Consider the following 14,812-nt stretch of genomic DNA (forward strand, 5'->3'; position numbering starts at 1 on the left):
CGGCGCAAAAGCGTGCGCGATTATCCATAACTATCGGCAAACCGTCATGGATAGAATTATTACTAAACACTGTGTTTTCCGCGAGCTTGCCTGAATAACCCGCCAAACACCGATAAACATCTGGTTTATCTAGAAAAAAGACATAAAAAAACCGGATCAGTCAGGACTGATCCGGTTTCTTGGACACTCAGTGAGTAACGCGGCTGGTGCCATTCACAGTCATGATGCGCACGCGCTCGCCGACCCGGAAAATCTGATTTTCTTCGACCGCCTGGACGTAGGCACGCATGCTGCCGTCATCTTCGCGCACGGTGATTTCCACGCCTTGGGTGCGGGTCAGACCTTCCTCGGTCATCGCACCCAGCAGGCCACCGGCCACTGCACCGATCACCGCAGCGACAGCGCTGCCACGCCCGCCACCGACGCCGCTACCGGCCACGCCGCCGATTACCGCACCGGCACCGGCGCCGATCGGGGTTTTCGTGCCTTCGATCTTCACTGGGCGCAACGCTTCGATGGTGCCCATGCGCACGGTCTGCACGGTGCGTGCTTCATCGCGCGAGTAGGTGTCGCCCGTCAGGCTGGAGGCGCAACCGCCCAACAGGGCCAGCGCGGCAAACGAGGCAGCCAACAGAAAGGGTTTACGCATGATTGTTTCTCCAGTTATGCAGATGCTCATTAAAACGCCTGCGCAGCGCCGCTGTCACCCGCCAATATGCGGCAAAACTTTACCCAAGCTGCAGCGCAGGGCCCGGCGCGACACTTCGCCACGTGCAAGCGCAGCACCCAATCAGCCTAAGCTAAGGCTTGGCTTGGGGGATTTATGGATTACTTTATCGTCGCCATCACCAGCATTGCCGGGCTGTACTTCCACTGGTGGCTGTATGTGCGGATCAAGCGCTGGATGGACCGGGACCTGGCGCTATCACTGGCCGGCGAATCAGCGGCCAAACGCAGCTATATGCTCGCCCGTCTGGCAGAGGCGCAAACCGCCGGCATCAAGCGCAGCGACCTGCCCGCCTGGCTGGAGCAAGCCGCCGCGCAGTACTCCGGCGACTGAAGCGCGCTCAGGGCGCCAGGCGCTCACGCAGCCAGGCGGCGTCCTGCAAACGAAAATTGAGACGGTCATGCAGGCGGCTGGAACGGCCCTGCCAGAACTCGATGCGCTCCGGCAGCAGGCGATAGCCGCCCCAGTGCGGCGGGCAATGCGGCGCGCGATCGAGAAAACGCTGTTCGGTCTCGGCCAGCAGGCCTTCCAGCTCGGCGCGGTCGGCAATCACCCGGCTCTGCGGAGAAGCCCAGGCGCCCAGACGGCTGCCCAGCGGACGCACCTGGAAGTAGGCATCACACTCTTCGGCACTAACCCGCTCGACACGCCCCTCGATACGCACCTGGCGCTCCAGGCTGGGCCAGAAGAAGGTCATGGCGGCAAAGGGATTGGCAGCCAGGTGCTGGCCTTTGGCACTGTCGTAGTTACTGAAGAAGGTAAAGCCGCGGGCATCCAGACCTTTGAGCAGCAGCACCCGGCAGTGCGGGCGCCCTTCGCCATCGACGGTCGCCAGAGTCATGGCATTGGGTTCGACCGGCAGTTGCTCGGTCTTCACCGCATCGGCAAACCATTGCTCGAACAGCGCAAACGGCTCAAGCGGCGCTTGCGCCTCGCTCAAGCCATCGCGGGTGTAGTCACGGCGCATATCAGCCAGGGTTTGAGTCATCGGCAAATCCTCTCGAACAAGTATTGCCTAGCTTACCCGCGAGCGCTCTATCTGGCTTGATCTGCGGCAACACGCCGCTGCCTAGCGACTATTGGCGTAATGCGTTACTGGCTGCTGGCTGGCTTATCAGCCTTCGCTACGGTTTTCGCGCTCTTGTCAGCGGCAGGCTTGGCAGCGGCTACTGCATTGGCAGGCGCAGGTGCTGGCTGGCTGTACTTGGAGATCAGGGCGTTAAGGGTGGCTTTCGAAGTCAAGAGGATTTCCACTCGGCGGTTCAGCGCACGGCCTTGCTGGCTGTCGTTGGCGGCACGTGGCATGTCCGAGCCTAGGCCTTTAACCATCAGACGGTTCTGTTTGAGACCGCTGAGGCGGAAAATCGAGGTGAACGCGCGGGCACGCTGATGACTCAACTCACGGTTGGTACTTACTTCACCGCTGCTGTCGGCGTGGCCGAGAATCAGTACACCGATGGTTTCATCGCTTTCCAGCAGCTTGGCCATGCGGCTCAGCGGGCCGAGGGTGGTCGGCAGCATCATGTGTGGACGGTCCGGGTTGAACGAACCCTGCACCGGAGCGGTAACGACTAACAGGTTTTCACGACGCTCGAACTCGAAATGGGTGCCCTTGATCGCTTCCCGCACCTTCGGCTCGTACACATCCAACCAGGCCTGGGTCACTGCCGGTGGCGGCATTGGCACCACTTTCGGCGCAGGCTTTGCGGATTTGTCGAAAAGACTGCAACCGCTGATCAGTACACACAGAGCGATGGCGAGAGTTTTATTGGCGAGCATCGGGTATCCACACGTGATGAGCAAAAAAGAAGCCGGTCAGTGGCCCGCTCAGACGGCCGGCCATGCCATGTTGCGCAGCAGTTTAGCCGAGCTGGCTATAAACAATCAGCCAATAGACGCGCAAGTTTCTGCGCACGAGGGTCCATCAAGACGAACGGTCCTAGGTTGTTGGTGACAAAACCGAAGGCCACATCCCGCTCCGGATCAGCAAAGCCAATGGAACCGCCGGCTCCAGGGTGACCAAAGGCACGCGGGCCCATGCCGTAGGTGGCGTTGGCGACCTCGGGCTGGTCGAGCATGCAACCCAGACCGAAGCGGGTACGGGTCAGCAGGGTCTTGTCCTCACCCACCGCGTGCTCGCGGGTCAGCTCGGCAAGCAACTCGCTTTCCAGCAACTGACCATCCAGCAGGCCGCTGTAGAAGCCAGCCAGGCTACGGGCATTGCCGTGGCCGTTGGCCGCCGGCTGCTGCATGCGCCGCCATTCGGGCTTGTTAGTGCTGGTCATGATCGACGGCGGGTTGGTAAAAGCCCGCGTACTCATGGCTGCCGGCTCACTCATCATGGTTTTGAGTAGGCGCTGGGCTGCCGCATCGCCGAAGTTGCCCTTGCCGCGGGAGATGATCGATACGCGATCGAACTCCTCATCGGCCAGACCGACATGGAAATCCAGGCCCAGCGGTTTGGCCGTGCGCGCGACGATGGATTCGCCCGGCCCGCGCCCCTCAACTCGGCGCAACACCTCACCGACCAGCCAGCCATAGGTGATCGGCGCATAACCATGGCCCTCGCCCAGTGGCCACCATGGCTGTTCGGCGGCTAGTGCGGTGGTCATGGCCTGCCAGTCGTACAAGGCTTCGGCCGGCAGCATCTCGCGCAAGGCTGGCAGCCCGGCCTGATGGCTGAGCAAGTGACGCAGGGTGATCTTGTCCTTACCGGCTGCAGCGAACTCGGGCCAGTAGCGCGCCACCGGCGCATCCAGTTCGAGCTTGCCCTCGCCCACCAGTTGCAGCGCGGTGACAGCAGTAAACGTCTTGGTACAGGAAAACAGATTAAGGATGGTGTCGCTGTGCCAGGCCTGCTGGCCATCCTTGTCGGCAACCCCGGCCCACAGGTCGAGCACAGTTTCGCCGCCGATTTGCACGCAGAGCGCCATGCCGCGCTCCTGCGGCTCATCGAACAATGCCGCAAAGGCATCTCTCAGCGCCTCGAACTTGAGGTCGAAATAACCCTGTATCTGCACCACCCTGCCCCTTCTCTTACTCGGCCAAATGCTTGGCAGATTGTTTCAGCTGTAACGCCCGCGGTGAACCCTGCGCAAGGCTGGCAGCGGCACTATCAGACCGCTGAATAGCTCTTACGGCGCAGCAGGAACTGGCGCTGATACGGGTTTGAGCAGCGTTTTCGGCACATCCAGGTTGGCTTTGCGCACGGCTTTGACGAAACCATCCCACGGCCGGTCAGTGATCCCGACTAGGCCCAGGTGACCATTCTCGCCGTCCAGAAGACGCCCGGTCACCGGCTGGTCGAGGTACTGGAACCAGTGCAGACCGACGATCTGTGGCTCTTCCAGGGCCTTGCTCAGAAAATGCGCATAGGCCGGGCCGCGTTCTTCTTCCTTGTACACCTCGGCAACCCCGCCCCAGAACGGCCCACGGTCACGCGAACCAAAGTGGAACTCGGTGATCATCAGCGGCTTGTCCAGCTGGCGCAGCATGGCGAAGTCATAACCGTGCTGCGGCTCGCGGGTGTAGAAATTGAAGCTCAACACATCGCAGAAGCTCGCACAGGCATTCACCGCCTCGGGGATGCTGCTGGCGAAACGGCCACCCAGCAGCAGGTGATTGGGCGCATGCCAGTCGAGCGAATCGGCAATGGTCTTGAAATAGGTGTCGGCATACAGGCGCAAGAATGCCTGCATGTCCTTCTCGATGGCCGGGAACTCGGCACTTGGCAACGGCGCCTTAAAGCCCGGATCCTCCATCAGCTCCCAGGCCGGCAGCTCGATACCCCAGGCGCGGGACAGGCCATTCTGATTACGATACTTGTCACGCAACTGCTTGAGGAACGCGCGCTTGGCTGGCACATCAGTGGTCAGGCGCAGCGTGGCGTACGCCAGGGCGTAACGGCCATGGGGATCATCCGCAGGACCGGCCCAGGCCAATTCGTTATCGGCGAAATAACCGAGCAGCCAAGGGTTGTCGCGGTGATCGCGCGAGGCAATCGCCACAGCGCGCTCGGTGGCCATGGCAAAGCGCGGGTCGAACGGATCAGGCATCGCGCCCCACCAATCGACGCCGGTGCTGATGGTGGCATAGTCACCATGAATCGACAGCGGAATGCTAAACGGCATGCGGCTATCACCACCAAAGGCCGGCTCGCTCCAGTTACCCAGGGTATTGAAACCCCAGGCCTGCAGGCGGTCCTGGCTCAGCGTGCGCCAGGCAGCCGGATCAACCTGGCCATAACTGCGTTGCAGGTTGGCCTTGTAGAAATCGAACCAGCGCCCACTGGCAAATGCCCGGCCCTGATTGGCGCCGGTGTCGCTGCGGCTGTCGGACGTGCCGAAATAGGCCGCCAGCGCCTCGCCCGGTTGTGGCAAGCCGGCAAACATCGCCTCACGCCCCTCGACGTAAGTAGCGCTCTGCTGCGCGGTGACCGCATTAACGCCCAGCGAGTAGAACGGATGGCCCTCTGGCGTTACCAGATACCAACGGCCGTCGCGTTTCTCAGTGCGAAAGAAGCCACTCGCCTCAAACGGCAGCCCGCCGGTCCAGCCAGCAAACTTGTCCTGCGCAGGGCGTTCAGCCAGCCAGGTATGCAGTTGCTTCTGCTCCTGGATCACGGCCTGCTGCAATTGCTCGTCGTTCTTGACCTTGCCCGGCCAATCGGCCCGCGTGTACTGGCCGTAACTGTCGACGATGCCAACATAGGCCGCCGCCGAAAGCAGCTCGGCGTTCACGCCAAATTGGCTAATCAGAATATGTTGCGCGGCTTTCGGCTGCGGCATGGACAGGGTAACCGCGCTGACCTTGCTCAGGTCCAGCGCACCCGTGACGGTGTCCGCCAACAGCAGCCGCTGGCCCTTATGCGTCCAGGGCATCGGTACACCGGCTCGCATGCCTTGATCGCGGGGCGACGTGGCCTGCAAGGGTATCAACAGGGTTTGCGCGGGACCGGCAGGCAGGGCAATGCGCGCGCTCAGCCGTTGACCATCCGTGCTCTCGACCAGCACATCCAGGGTCAACGCCCAATCCATGGCGTTCTGCACACGCAGGCTCATTTGGGTTTGCTGCGACCAGTCCCAGCTGCCGCTTTGCGGAGTCAGGCGCAGGCTCGGCTGCTCGGCGGGATGGAAGGTCACCCGGCGCAGCACTTCGCCTTGCGGGGTCGGCTCGCCGATGCGGTTGGGCAGATCGGCATCCTGCGTCGTGACCTGCACGGCATCCATTGGCCGGACAAAGTTGAACAGCTCCTGCTGCTCTGTCGCCATGGCCGCCCCGTAAAAGCCCATGAGCGCTGATACCAGAACAGCCGTTTGCAGCCTGCGCTTAACCTTCACGAACCACACTCCCCCATTGTTTCAACCGCCTCGGGCAACACTGCCGGAGGCATAATTCTGGCCTTGGTGCTTACCAAGGCATTGTCCATGCGCCACTTGGAGCCGATAAGGCTCAACGAGTTGCTTACCAGATGGACTGCTAACTGATTTCCCGACGAAACGGCGGCAAGGCATTGAGAATCGATTTGCCGTAGCGCTGGGTGACCACGCGCCGGTCCAGCAGGGTAATAATGCCGCGATCCGCTTCGGTGCGCAGCAATCGGCCGCACGCCTGCACCAGACGTAGCGAAGCATCCGGCACGGCAATTTCCATAAAGGGGTTGCCGCCACGCGCTTCGATCCACTCGGCCAGCGCCGCTTCCACCGGATCGTCCGGCACGGCGAAGGGAATCTTGGCGATCACCACATGCTCGCAGTAGGCGCCCGGCAGATCGACACCTTCGGCAAAGCTGGCGAGACCAAACAGCACGCTCTCCTCGCCGCTGTCGACCCGCGCCTTGTGTTTGTTCAGGGTTTCCTGCTTGGACAGGTTGCCCTGGATAAACACCCGCTTGCGCCAGTCGCGCTCCAGCCCTTCGAAGACTTCCTGCATCTGCTTACGCGAGGAAAATAGCACCAGGGTGCCGCGCGAACCTTCAACCAGACCGGGCAGATCGCGAATGATTGCCGCCGTATGCGCCACCGCATCACGCGGATCGGCATTCAGGTTGGGCACCCGCAGCACACCAGCATCGGCATGATGGAACGGGCTCGGCACCACGGTGGTAACTGCCACTTTCGGCAAACCGGCGCGCATGCGATAGCGATCAAAGGTGCCCAGCGCCGTCAGGGTCGCCGAGGTCACCAAGGCGCCATAGGCGACATTCCACAGGTTGCGCCGCAGGGTTTCCGCCGCCAGGATCGGGCTGGCGTTAACCTCGATATCGAACAGCGCACCGCTGTCGGCCAGGGTCAGCCAGCGCGCCATTGGCGGGCTTTCCTCCGGATCTTCAGCAGTAAAGGCCAACCACAGCTCCCAATTGCCCTTGGCCCGCGCCAACAGGCTGCCGAACAGCGGGTACCATTCCTCGGCCTGGTGACTGGCAATACCGACAGAGCCCTCGCCATCCATCGCTTCCTTGAGCTGCTCAGTCACTCCGGTGAACAGATCATTGAGCTTGGAAAAACCCTTTTTCAGCTCCAGACCCAGCTCGGTCAAGTGCTCCGGCACCACACCGCCGATAAAGCGATGGCGCGGCCGCTCGCGGCCCTGCATATCTTCTCCCGGCTTGAAGTCGGCCACCTGCTCACAGGCGGCGAACATAAATTGCTGCTGGGTTTTGAGCTCCCGCGCCAGTTCCGGCACCTGCTCAATCAGCCTGCCTAGATCCCCGGGCAGCGGATTTTGCGCCAGCAACTTGGTCAGATTCTTGTCGATCTGGGTCAACCAATCGGCAGTCGAACGCAACCGAGTAAAGTGGGCGAAATGGCCGATGGCCTTGTCCGGTAGGTGATGGCCTTCGTCGAACACGTAAAGGGTGTCGCGCGGGTCCGGCAGCACCGCACCGCCGCCGAGGGCCAGGTCGGCCAGGACCATGTCATGGTTGGTGACGATGACATCGACCTTACCCATACCCTCGCGCGCCTTGTAGAAGGCGCATTGCTGAAAATTCGGACAATGGCGGTTGGTGCATTGGCTGTGATCGGTGGTCAGTTGCGACCAGCGTGTGTCTTCCAGCTCTTCCGGCCAGCTGTCGCGGTCGCCGTCCCATTTATTGCCGGCGAGTTTTTCGATCATCGTGGTGAAGAGCTTCTGGCTCTGCTCATCCACATCGATCTTGAAGCCTTCTTCCTCGAACAACTGGGCGGTGGCGCTCTGCGCCTGGCCTTCCTGCAGCAGAATATCCAGCTTGGATAGACACAGATAACGGCCTCGACCCTTGGCTAAGGCGAAGCTGAAATTCAGCCCGCTATTGCGCATCAGATCAGGCAGATCCTTGTGCACGATCTGCTCTTGCAGGGCCACGGTGGCCGTGGCGATCACCAAGCGCTTGCCCGCCGCCTTGGCAGTGGGAATCGCCGCCAGGCTGTATGCCACGGTCTTGCCCGTACCGGTGCCGGCCTCAACCGCGACCACCGCGGGATCACCCAGGCGCCGGCCTTCGTCGTCAGTCTTGATCGCACCCAACACCTTGGCGATTTCAGCAATCATCAGGCGCTGGCCGTAGCGCGGCTTGAGCGACTTGGCTTCAAGAAAACGGGAATAGGCGCCCTGAATCTGGGACTTGAGTTCGGTACTGAGCATGGGGTCTTGGCGCGAAAAGGCTGGATAAATTTTCAGTGTTTGTAATCGGCGGCTATCATAGCGCGCTAATCGATCCAGCGCTGAACCGCTTAACCAACAGGAGTGCCTGCATGACCCCTTATGCCTTCATCTACAGCCTGCACCTGCTCGCCGCCCTGGTTTGGGTGGGCGGTATGTTCTTCGCGTGGATGATCTTGCGCCCGGCAGCCGTCGCCGCATTGGAAGCCCCGTCCCGCCTGAAACTCTGGCTGGAAGTCTTTCCGCGGTTTTTCTACTGGGTATGGGCGGCGGTGATTGTGCTGCCGGTCACCGGCGTGGGCATGCTGCACCTGCGCTTTAGCGGCTTCGATACCGCGCCGCGCTACGTGCACATCATGATGGGGCTATATATCGCCATGCTGGCGCTGTTTCTGCGCATCCAAGCACTGCAACTGCCGGAACTGCGCCGCGCTGTGGCGGCAGAGGATTGGCCGAACGGCGGCGCGGTACTTGGACGTATTCGCAAGCTGGTAGGCATCAATCTGCTACTGGGGTTGCTGGTAGTGGCAATCGCCGGTATCCGCCCCTCGCTCTAACTGCACTAAATCAACCGCTGCCTGAGGGCAGCGGTTAGACACACGTGACCGGTTAGAACTGCACGACATTCAGAGCGCCTGCCGGTCCTGGCTCACCGGGCTGGCCGGCCTGCCCAGGCTTGCCGTCGCGAGCACCATCAGTGCTGTACAACCAGCAACCCTTGCTCATACCACCTTGACCACCTGCACCTGGCACGCCCGGCTGTCCGCCGCTGCCGCCATCCAGACGCACCTGCAACTGCTCAACCGGGAAACCTTGCGGTACTTCCAGACGCACCTGCGCACCGGCGGCACCCGGCTGACCGTCACCACCATTCAAGCCATCATGGCCGCGACTGGCTTCACCCCAGGTGCAGCCACCCGGTTTGCCATCGGCACCGGCAAGGCCGGCATAACCAGGCGCACCTGTACCGCCCCGGGCGTCCAGCACCAGGTTTTCCAGAGTCACTGCCTGCATGCGCAGGCTCAGGTTACGCCCCGGCAGAGCCGGCTTCTCAGCACTGCCCTGGGCGCCGCGCGCACTGATCTGGGCGCCACTGGCAATCTCGGCGGTTTCCACTTCAAGACGCAGCACCTGATCACTGGGAGCAATCGCCAGGCGCGCATCGCGCCCCAGGCTTAGCTGCGCCACACGGATTTCGGTCAAACCTGGAGGAATCAATAAGGTGCCGTGATCGGCAATCTCCAGGCGGTCCAGCAACAACACGCTGGTATTGCTCGGCAGACGCATAACCGCATGGGAGTCGACTTCAATCACCGCCTGGGCCAATGCCAGTGGACTGAACAACGCAGCGAGGGCGAGCAGCTTACGCATTTTCGGCCTCCATCTGCAGCGCTTGCTCAGGCTCTGCTACGCCGGCAACAGCAGTTTGCGCAGCAGGCAAGCCAAGCAGTTGGAAAATCCCGAACAACATGACCTGCACACGCTCCTGAACAGGCTTGGAGCAAGCGGCGATGCGCTTGTCAAAGAACCAAAGCTCCAGCGCATGGATCAGCAGAATAAAAGCCCCGGCGCCGTTCAACAGCAGCGCGAAAGGCTGTGCGAAGGGTTGCAGCAGATTGGCCAGGACGACGCCCCAGAACAATGCCGTCAGCACCTTACCCAACGTGAGAAATGTTTTCATACCCGGCCCCAGCAGTTTTTTATTTCGCTGCACCTTATCTGCTTTGGGAGTGTGCTGCCAGAAGACCAGTAAAAACCATGGAGGCTGAATGCCTTCATAGCTTTTACTGGGTTGAAACTATCTCTGGCTGGCAGGCCGTTGCGAACCCGGCAAATAGGTTCGCAACGGCCTGCCAGCGCGTCACATCGGTTATGGCTGCGCCTCGACCTCCGCTTCAACCCGGCGGTTGATCGCCCGTCCGGACTCACTTTCATTATCAGCGACTGGCTGCGACTCACCGTAGCCGACAGAAGAGACCCTGCCGCTGTCGATACCATGCTGATTGACCAACACATCACGCACCGCATTGGCGCGGCGCTCGGACAGTCCCTGGTTATAGGCATCACTGCCTACAGCGTCGGTATGTCCTTCAACGGTTGTGGTGGTTTGTGGGTACTGCTTCATAAAGTCGGCAAGGCTCTTGATATCGGCCTGGCTGTCTTCTTTAACATCGGACTTGTTGAAATCGAACTTCACATCCAGCTCTACCCGAACCGAGTCCACAACTTCGATGGGCTCAGGCTCTGCTTCGGCAGGCGTACTGGCATATTCTTTGATCGGACAGCCGTTGTGATGCACCGGCGTATTAGGAGGGGTTCCTGGGCAACGGTCACGACGGTCAAACACGCCGTCATCGTCTTCATCACCATCCTGGGCGTAACAAATCAGCGTACCAATGACCGCACCGGCCACGGCTCCACCTGCTGCCCACGTTGAACTTTCGATTGCGCCCAGACCAGCACCGGTCAGACCGCCAATTACACTGCACAGGGGCCAGTTCCCTTGGTTGAGCGGCGCATCTCCCGTACTGGAAGTTGTGACGCAACCTGAAAGAACACTGCTGACCAAGAGAATGGGGGCTACCCCCATCATGGATCTAACTCTCATGGTAGAAATCTCCTGTAATGCCGGCTACTGCCGGTAACTTAGGAGTAAAGACCTACCCTTCGAGCTGCACAAGCCAGACCCCGAGGGGTCTGGCTTGTTTTCTTCAGAAAGTCTGGAATCAGACGATCAAGGACGAGCTTCTACTTCTGCTTCTACGCGGCGGTTGACGGCGCGACCGTCGGCACTGGCGTTGTCCGCAACCGGACGAGATTCGCCATAGCCCACAGCGTTAACGCGATCACTGCCTACGCCGTACTGGTTAACCAGTACGTCACGTACCGCATTGGCACGACGCTCAGACAGAGTCTGGTTGTAAGCGTCGCTACCAACGGAGTCGGTATGACCTTCAACCACGGTGGTGGTTTGTGGGTATTGGGTCAGGAAGTCAGCCAGGTTTTTGATATCGCCATAGCTTTCTGGTTTGACCTGAGCCTTGTCGAAGTCGAACTTGACGTCCAGCTCTACGCGTACTGCTTCGGCTGGTTCGGCAACTACAACTTCTTCAACCACTTCTTCAACCACAACAACTTGCTCATCGCTGGCGCCATGCACCCAGCAATATGCAGCTGCCATACCAGCGCCAACTACTGCACCGCCACCAGCCCAGGTAGAGCTTTCAATAGCGCCCAGAGCAGCACCGCCCACACCGCCAATCGCGGCACAGGTTGGCCAATCCGTTTTCTGCAGCCCGGCACAACCGGTCAAAAAGGTACTCGCGACAATCAGGGGTAATGCTTTCCTGGTGATGCTCATATATACGTCTCCTATTGGTAAATCGGCAAAAACCGATACTGACGAAGTAAAGACGCCAGTAACAAAATATGCCAGAGAATATGCAAACACATTACTAGCACAATCCGCACTAGGCCGCGTTACTGCTGCACGTTAGTCTTTGCGCACTTGAGCGAGGAGCCGTCATGTCTGCAACCCCGTCCACCCGAACACCCCAGCAAGCCCTTGCCGCTCTGTTGGCGCGTTACACCCCAGAACGCCTGTTGGTAGTCGGTAGCCGAAAATTACCTGCGATTGATGCATTTATCCAGGCCCATCCAAGCTGCCACCTCGTTCATGCGGATGCCGGAGCGCTACCGGGTGAAGTAGCTGCGCAACGTTTCGATCTGGCACTGATCGTCGATTGCCTTGAACATCTGCCGAAACGCGCCGGACTAGAGCTGCTCGGTGGCATTCGTAACCTGAATGCCAGCCGTATGGCCGTACTGGTCGACCTGCACGCCTGTGAATGGCAAGAGACCGACTTCTTTGCCTTGGCCCTGCAAGCCAGTGAGTGCTTCCAGCGCGATGAACAGACACTCAACCTGTTCACTTACGACTTGCTCGACTACAAGCAAGTACCCGACTGGCTGAATGCCAAGTTCTGGGCCAACCCGGAAAATTTCGGCAAGTACTGGTGGTAAACCCATGAGCAGCACAACCTGCCCATGCGGCAGCGGCCAACCGCTGACAGCCTGCTGCGGCCGCTTTCACGGAGGCATTCCAGCGCCCAGCGCAGAAGCATTAATGCGCTCACGTTATAGCGCCTACGCCCTGGGGCTGATCGATTACTTGGTGCACAGCACACTACCGGCCCAACAAACAGGTCTCGACCACGAGGCTATCCGCGCGTGGAGCTTGGGCAGTACCTGGCTCGGGCTTGAGGTTGAAGAAGCGCAGTTGGTCGAGGGCGAACCCCAGCACGCCTATGTCACCTTTACCGTTCACTGGCGTGATGAGAGTGGCGCGCACAGCCACCGTGAACGCTCGGCATTCGTGCGCAATAACAGCAACTGGTATTTCATTGACCCTACAGTCGAGTTGAAGCTTGGCCGCAATGACGCCTGCCCTTGCGCCAGCGGGTTGAAATTCAAGAAGTGCTGCGCCAGTTATTTTTGACTGCTGAAGCGAGTTGATCGCGCAGAAAGCACCGATAAGGCGCGCTCTGAGCTGCGCAGACTAATCCTGCAATTTCAGATGGGAGATATCCGGCGGCGGCCCGGCCGGAGCTTTTTTCGCCTCGCCCATGTCGCTGCCGGCTGGCGCCAGACTGAACTGCGACAAATCCAGGGCTGGGGCCTGCACCTGCGGCTTGCCGTCCTGCACATCATCACCGAGCGGCGCAATGCCGAAATCCGGCGCATCCACCTCAGCGAATGCGGCCATATATTCATCACGCGGTGCTACCTGCAGGCGCCCCGCCGGTTTGCTGGTGACCGCTGCCTCAACAGGTGACGCAGCCGACGCAGCAGCTGGAGCCGCGACTACAGCAGGCGGCGCGGCCAACTCGATTTCTTCGATCTCATCGTCCAGGCAGGCCACTTCGGCAACAGCCCCAGCGCGCTCCAGCGTCGAGCGATATTTTTCCGCGCCGGCCGCATCCAGGTTGCTTTTGATCACGATACGTCGCCCCGAGAACAACAGCGCCAAACGCTGCTCATCCGCCTGGAACAACTTGGCCAGATTGGCTTTCACCAACTCCAGCTGGGCACCCGGGACCAACTGCGCACTAAAGGCAATTTCGTAGCGAGCCATGGTCATACTCCTGTCCTATTCGTTGCTCAGTATGGCGCAGGTTTTTTTACCGTCACAACAGGTTGCAGCCAAGCACTTGCTTGTTACACTGATGCGTCATTCGGAGTATGCAATGTTTTATCAGGCGCAAACGATAAGAATTCTCAGCCTATTGATGTTTTTTGGCCTCCTGTCGGGCCTTAGCGGTTGTTCCTCTCCAGGCGATATGAAATCGCCCGAAGTACGTCTCGTTAAAGTCGACGTCGTTAAAGCCAAACTGCTGGAGCAGCATTTCACGCTGCGCTTTCGCATCGATAACCCCAACAACTTCAGCCTGCCAGTGCGCGGGATGGATTACTTGGTGCATCTGAACCAGGTCAAACTGGCTGAAGGCGAATCCAGCGTTTCGTTCACCGTGCCAGCCCACGGCCACCACAACTTCTCCATACCAGTGCGCACCAACCTCTGGCGCCACCTGCGACAAATCGTTAAAGCCCTGGAAAAACCCGACCAGCCCATCCCTTATCGCCTGCAAGGTGCGGTAAAAACGGGCTGGCTGTTCGGACAGAGCGTGCACATGTCGCGCAATGGCGAGATAATTCCCGGCGATTACATCCCGGAGTAACTCGCATGACCCAGCAAGAACACGTCCACGGTCCTGACTGCAATCACGACCACGACCACGACCACGCTCACCACCATGATCACGGCCACGTGCATGGTCCAAACTGCAACCACGGCCACCAGGAGCCTGCGCGCAACGCCCTGAAAGACGTTGGCCGCAACGACCCCTGCCCATGCGGTAGCGAGAAGAAATTCAAGAAATGCCACGGCGCATAAGCCTGCGATGAACAACCTCACTCTACTCGTACTGATCGGCAGCGCAGTATTGATTGCCGCACTGACGCTCTACGCCCTGCACCTGTGGCGGCGCGTCTGGGCCCAGGAAAAAGCCCAGGCTGCAGCGCTCAACACGCAGCGCGAACGTATCGGTGGCGATCTGCATATCCTCGCCAGCAGTTTGCTTGAGGGTCAGCTGCCGCTGATCGAGGGCGCGATTCGGATCAAGGTGCTGCTGGATAACTACGACAGCCGCCTCAGTCAGGATCAGCGCTGTGAGGTTTTTCACCTGCTGTTCGCAGCAACCGCCCAGGTGCCGACCCACGCCGAGTGGAAGGCCCTGGAGAAAAGCGTGCGCCGCCAGCATGAGCAGCGTTTCAGCGAACTGGAGCTGCAGCACAAGGCAGCTGCTCGCGCCGCCGCCCGCTGGCTGCTCGATGAAGCCCTGCCGCCCCTGCGCCAAAGCGCCTGATTTGCCTACCCTGCGCCTT

17 protein-coding genes and 1 pseudogene are annotated in these 14,812 nt (G+C 60.1%); 7 read left to right on the forward strand and 11 right to left on the reverse strand.

Annotated features, from left to right (window positions below; all coding sequences use genetic code 11):
* Window positions 1–187: 187 nt before the first annotated feature.
* The gene (locus ACQ4LH_RS12970) at window positions 188–649 is read right to left on the reverse strand and encodes a glycine zipper domain-containing protein (protein WP_430697534.1); all 462 of its coding nucleotides are present in this window, start codon (window positions 647–649) and stop codon (window positions 188–190) included.
* 174 nt (window positions 650–823) lie between these two features.
* On the opposite strand from ACQ4LH_RS12970, the gene ACQ4LH_RS12975 reads away from it, so the two are divergent.
* Entirely contained in the window at window positions 824–1,060 is a 237-nt protein-coding gene (locus ACQ4LH_RS12975) for a hypothetical protein (RefSeq protein WP_430697535.1), read from the forward strand.
* Window positions 1,061–1,067: 7 nt separating this feature from the next.
* Here the strand turns inward: ACQ4LH_RS12975 and pdxH are convergent, their stop codons facing one another.
* From pdxH to dinG, 5 genes are all read right to left on the reverse strand, one after another.
* A complete protein-coding gene (gene pdxH / locus ACQ4LH_RS12980; protein ID WP_304868813.1) occupies window positions 1,068–1,715 on the reverse strand; it encodes a pyridoxamine 5'-phosphate oxidase in 648 nt (215 codons plus the stop codon).
* A gap of 104 nt (window positions 1,716–1,819) precedes the next feature.
* On the reverse strand, window positions 1,820–2,506 hold the full coding sequence (locus ACQ4LH_RS12985; protein WP_430697536.1) for an OmpA family protein: 687 nt from the start codon (window positions 2,504–2,506) through the stop codon (window positions 1,820–1,822).
* A 95-nt stretch (window positions 2,507–2,601) separates the two neighbouring features.
* Entirely contained in the window at window positions 2,602–3,747 is a 1,146-nt protein-coding gene (locus tag ACQ4LH_RS12990) for a serine hydrolase domain-containing protein (RefSeq protein ID WP_430697537.1), read from the reverse strand.
* Window positions 3,748–3,861: 114 nt separating this feature from the next.
* On the reverse strand, window positions 3,862–6,018 hold the full coding sequence (locus ACQ4LH_RS12995; protein WP_430697538.1) for a beta-agarase: 2,157 nt from the start codon (window positions 6,016–6,018) through the stop codon (window positions 3,862–3,864).
* Between the two features lie 187 nt (window positions 6,019–6,205).
* Entirely contained in the window at window positions 6,206–8,350 is a 2,145-nt protein-coding gene (gene dinG / locus ACQ4LH_RS13000) for an ATP-dependent DNA helicase DinG (RefSeq protein WP_430697539.1), read from the reverse strand.
* Between the two features lie 110 nt (window positions 8,351–8,460).
* On the opposite strand from dinG, the gene ACQ4LH_RS13005 reads away from it, so the two are divergent.
* Entirely contained in the window at window positions 8,461–8,925 is a 465-nt protein-coding gene (locus ACQ4LH_RS13005) for a CopD family protein (protein ID WP_430697540.1), read from the forward strand.
* Window positions 8,926–8,977: 52 nt separating this feature from the next.
* On the opposite strand, the gene ACQ4LH_RS13010 is transcribed toward ACQ4LH_RS13005, so the two are convergent.
* The 4 genes and pseudogenes from ACQ4LH_RS13010 to ACQ4LH_RS13025 form a co-directional block, all read right to left on the reverse strand.
* Window positions 8,978–9,739, reverse strand: coding sequence for a collagen-like protein (locus tag ACQ4LH_RS13010; protein WP_430697541.1), 762 nt, complete (start codon window positions 9,737–9,739; stop codon window positions 8,978–8,980).
* Window positions 9,732–10,049 carry a DUF1145 domain-containing protein gene (locus tag ACQ4LH_RS13015; RefSeq protein ID WP_430697542.1) on the reverse strand — a complete coding sequence of 106 codons (318 nt, stop codon included), beginning with the start codon at window positions 10,047–10,049 and terminating at the stop codon, window positions 9,732–9,734. The genes ACQ4LH_RS13010 and ACQ4LH_RS13015 overlap by 8 nt, the downstream gene beginning before the upstream one ends.
* Before the next feature lie 189 nt (window positions 10,050–10,238).
* On the reverse strand, window positions 10,239–10,961 hold the full coding sequence (locus ACQ4LH_RS13020) for an OmpA family protein (RefSeq protein WP_430697543.1): 723 nt from the start codon (window positions 10,959–10,961) through the stop codon (window positions 10,239–10,241).
* Between the two features lie 141 nt (window positions 10,962–11,102).
* A pseudogene (locus ACQ4LH_RS13025) lies at window positions 11,103–11,456 on the reverse strand (OmpA family protein); the annotation flags it as partial.
* 437 nt (window positions 11,457–11,893) lie between these two features.
* On the opposite strand from ACQ4LH_RS13025, the gene ACQ4LH_RS13030 reads away from it, so the two are divergent.
* Together ACQ4LH_RS13030 and ACQ4LH_RS13035 are read left to right on the forward strand one after the other, a co-directional pair.
* Window positions 11,894–12,391, forward strand: coding sequence for a DUF6231 family protein (locus ACQ4LH_RS13030; protein ID WP_430697544.1), 498 nt, complete (start codon window positions 11,894–11,896; stop codon window positions 12,389–12,391).
* 4 nt (window positions 12,392–12,395) lie between these two features.
* A complete protein-coding gene (locus tag ACQ4LH_RS13035; RefSeq protein WP_430697545.1) occupies window positions 12,396–12,866 on the forward strand; it encodes a YchJ family protein in 471 nt (156 codons plus the stop codon).
* A gap of 60 nt (window positions 12,867–12,926) precedes the next feature.
* On the opposite strand, the gene ACQ4LH_RS13040 is transcribed toward ACQ4LH_RS13035, so the two are convergent.
* A complete protein-coding gene (locus tag ACQ4LH_RS13040; protein ID WP_430697546.1) occupies window positions 12,927–13,502 on the reverse strand; it encodes a hypothetical protein in 576 nt (191 codons plus the stop codon).
* A 112-nt stretch (window positions 13,503–13,614) separates the two neighbouring features.
* Here ACQ4LH_RS13040 and ACQ4LH_RS13045 point away from each other — a divergent pair, with 112 nt between their 5' ends.
* Genes ACQ4LH_RS13045 through ACQ4LH_RS13055 form a run of 3 tightly spaced genes read left to right on the forward strand, consistent with a single transcriptional unit; the run spans window position 13,615 to window position 14,793 of the window.
* Window positions 13,615–14,106, forward strand: a complete 492-nt coding sequence (locus ACQ4LH_RS13045; protein ID WP_430697652.1) for an LEA type 2 family protein — start codon at window positions 13,615–13,617, stop codon at window positions 14,104–14,106.
* 5 nt (window positions 14,107–14,111) lie between these two features.
* Window positions 14,112–14,321 (forward strand): SEC-C metal-binding domain-containing protein, encoded by a 210-nt coding sequence (locus ACQ4LH_RS13050; protein ID WP_430697547.1) that lies wholly within the window; start codon window positions 14,112–14,114, stop codon window positions 14,319–14,321.
* Window positions 14,322–14,328: 7 nt separating this feature from the next.
* Entirely contained in the window at window positions 14,329–14,793 is a 465-nt protein-coding gene (locus tag ACQ4LH_RS13055) for a DUF2489 domain-containing protein (protein WP_430697548.1), read from the forward strand.
* Window positions 14,794–14,812: the final 19 nt, after the last annotated feature.

The sequence above is a fragment of the Pseudomonas peli genome (assembly GCF_050563605.1).
GTDB lineage: Bacteria > Pseudomonadota > Gammaproteobacteria > Pseudomonadales > Pseudomonadaceae > Aquipseudomonas > Aquipseudomonas peli_A.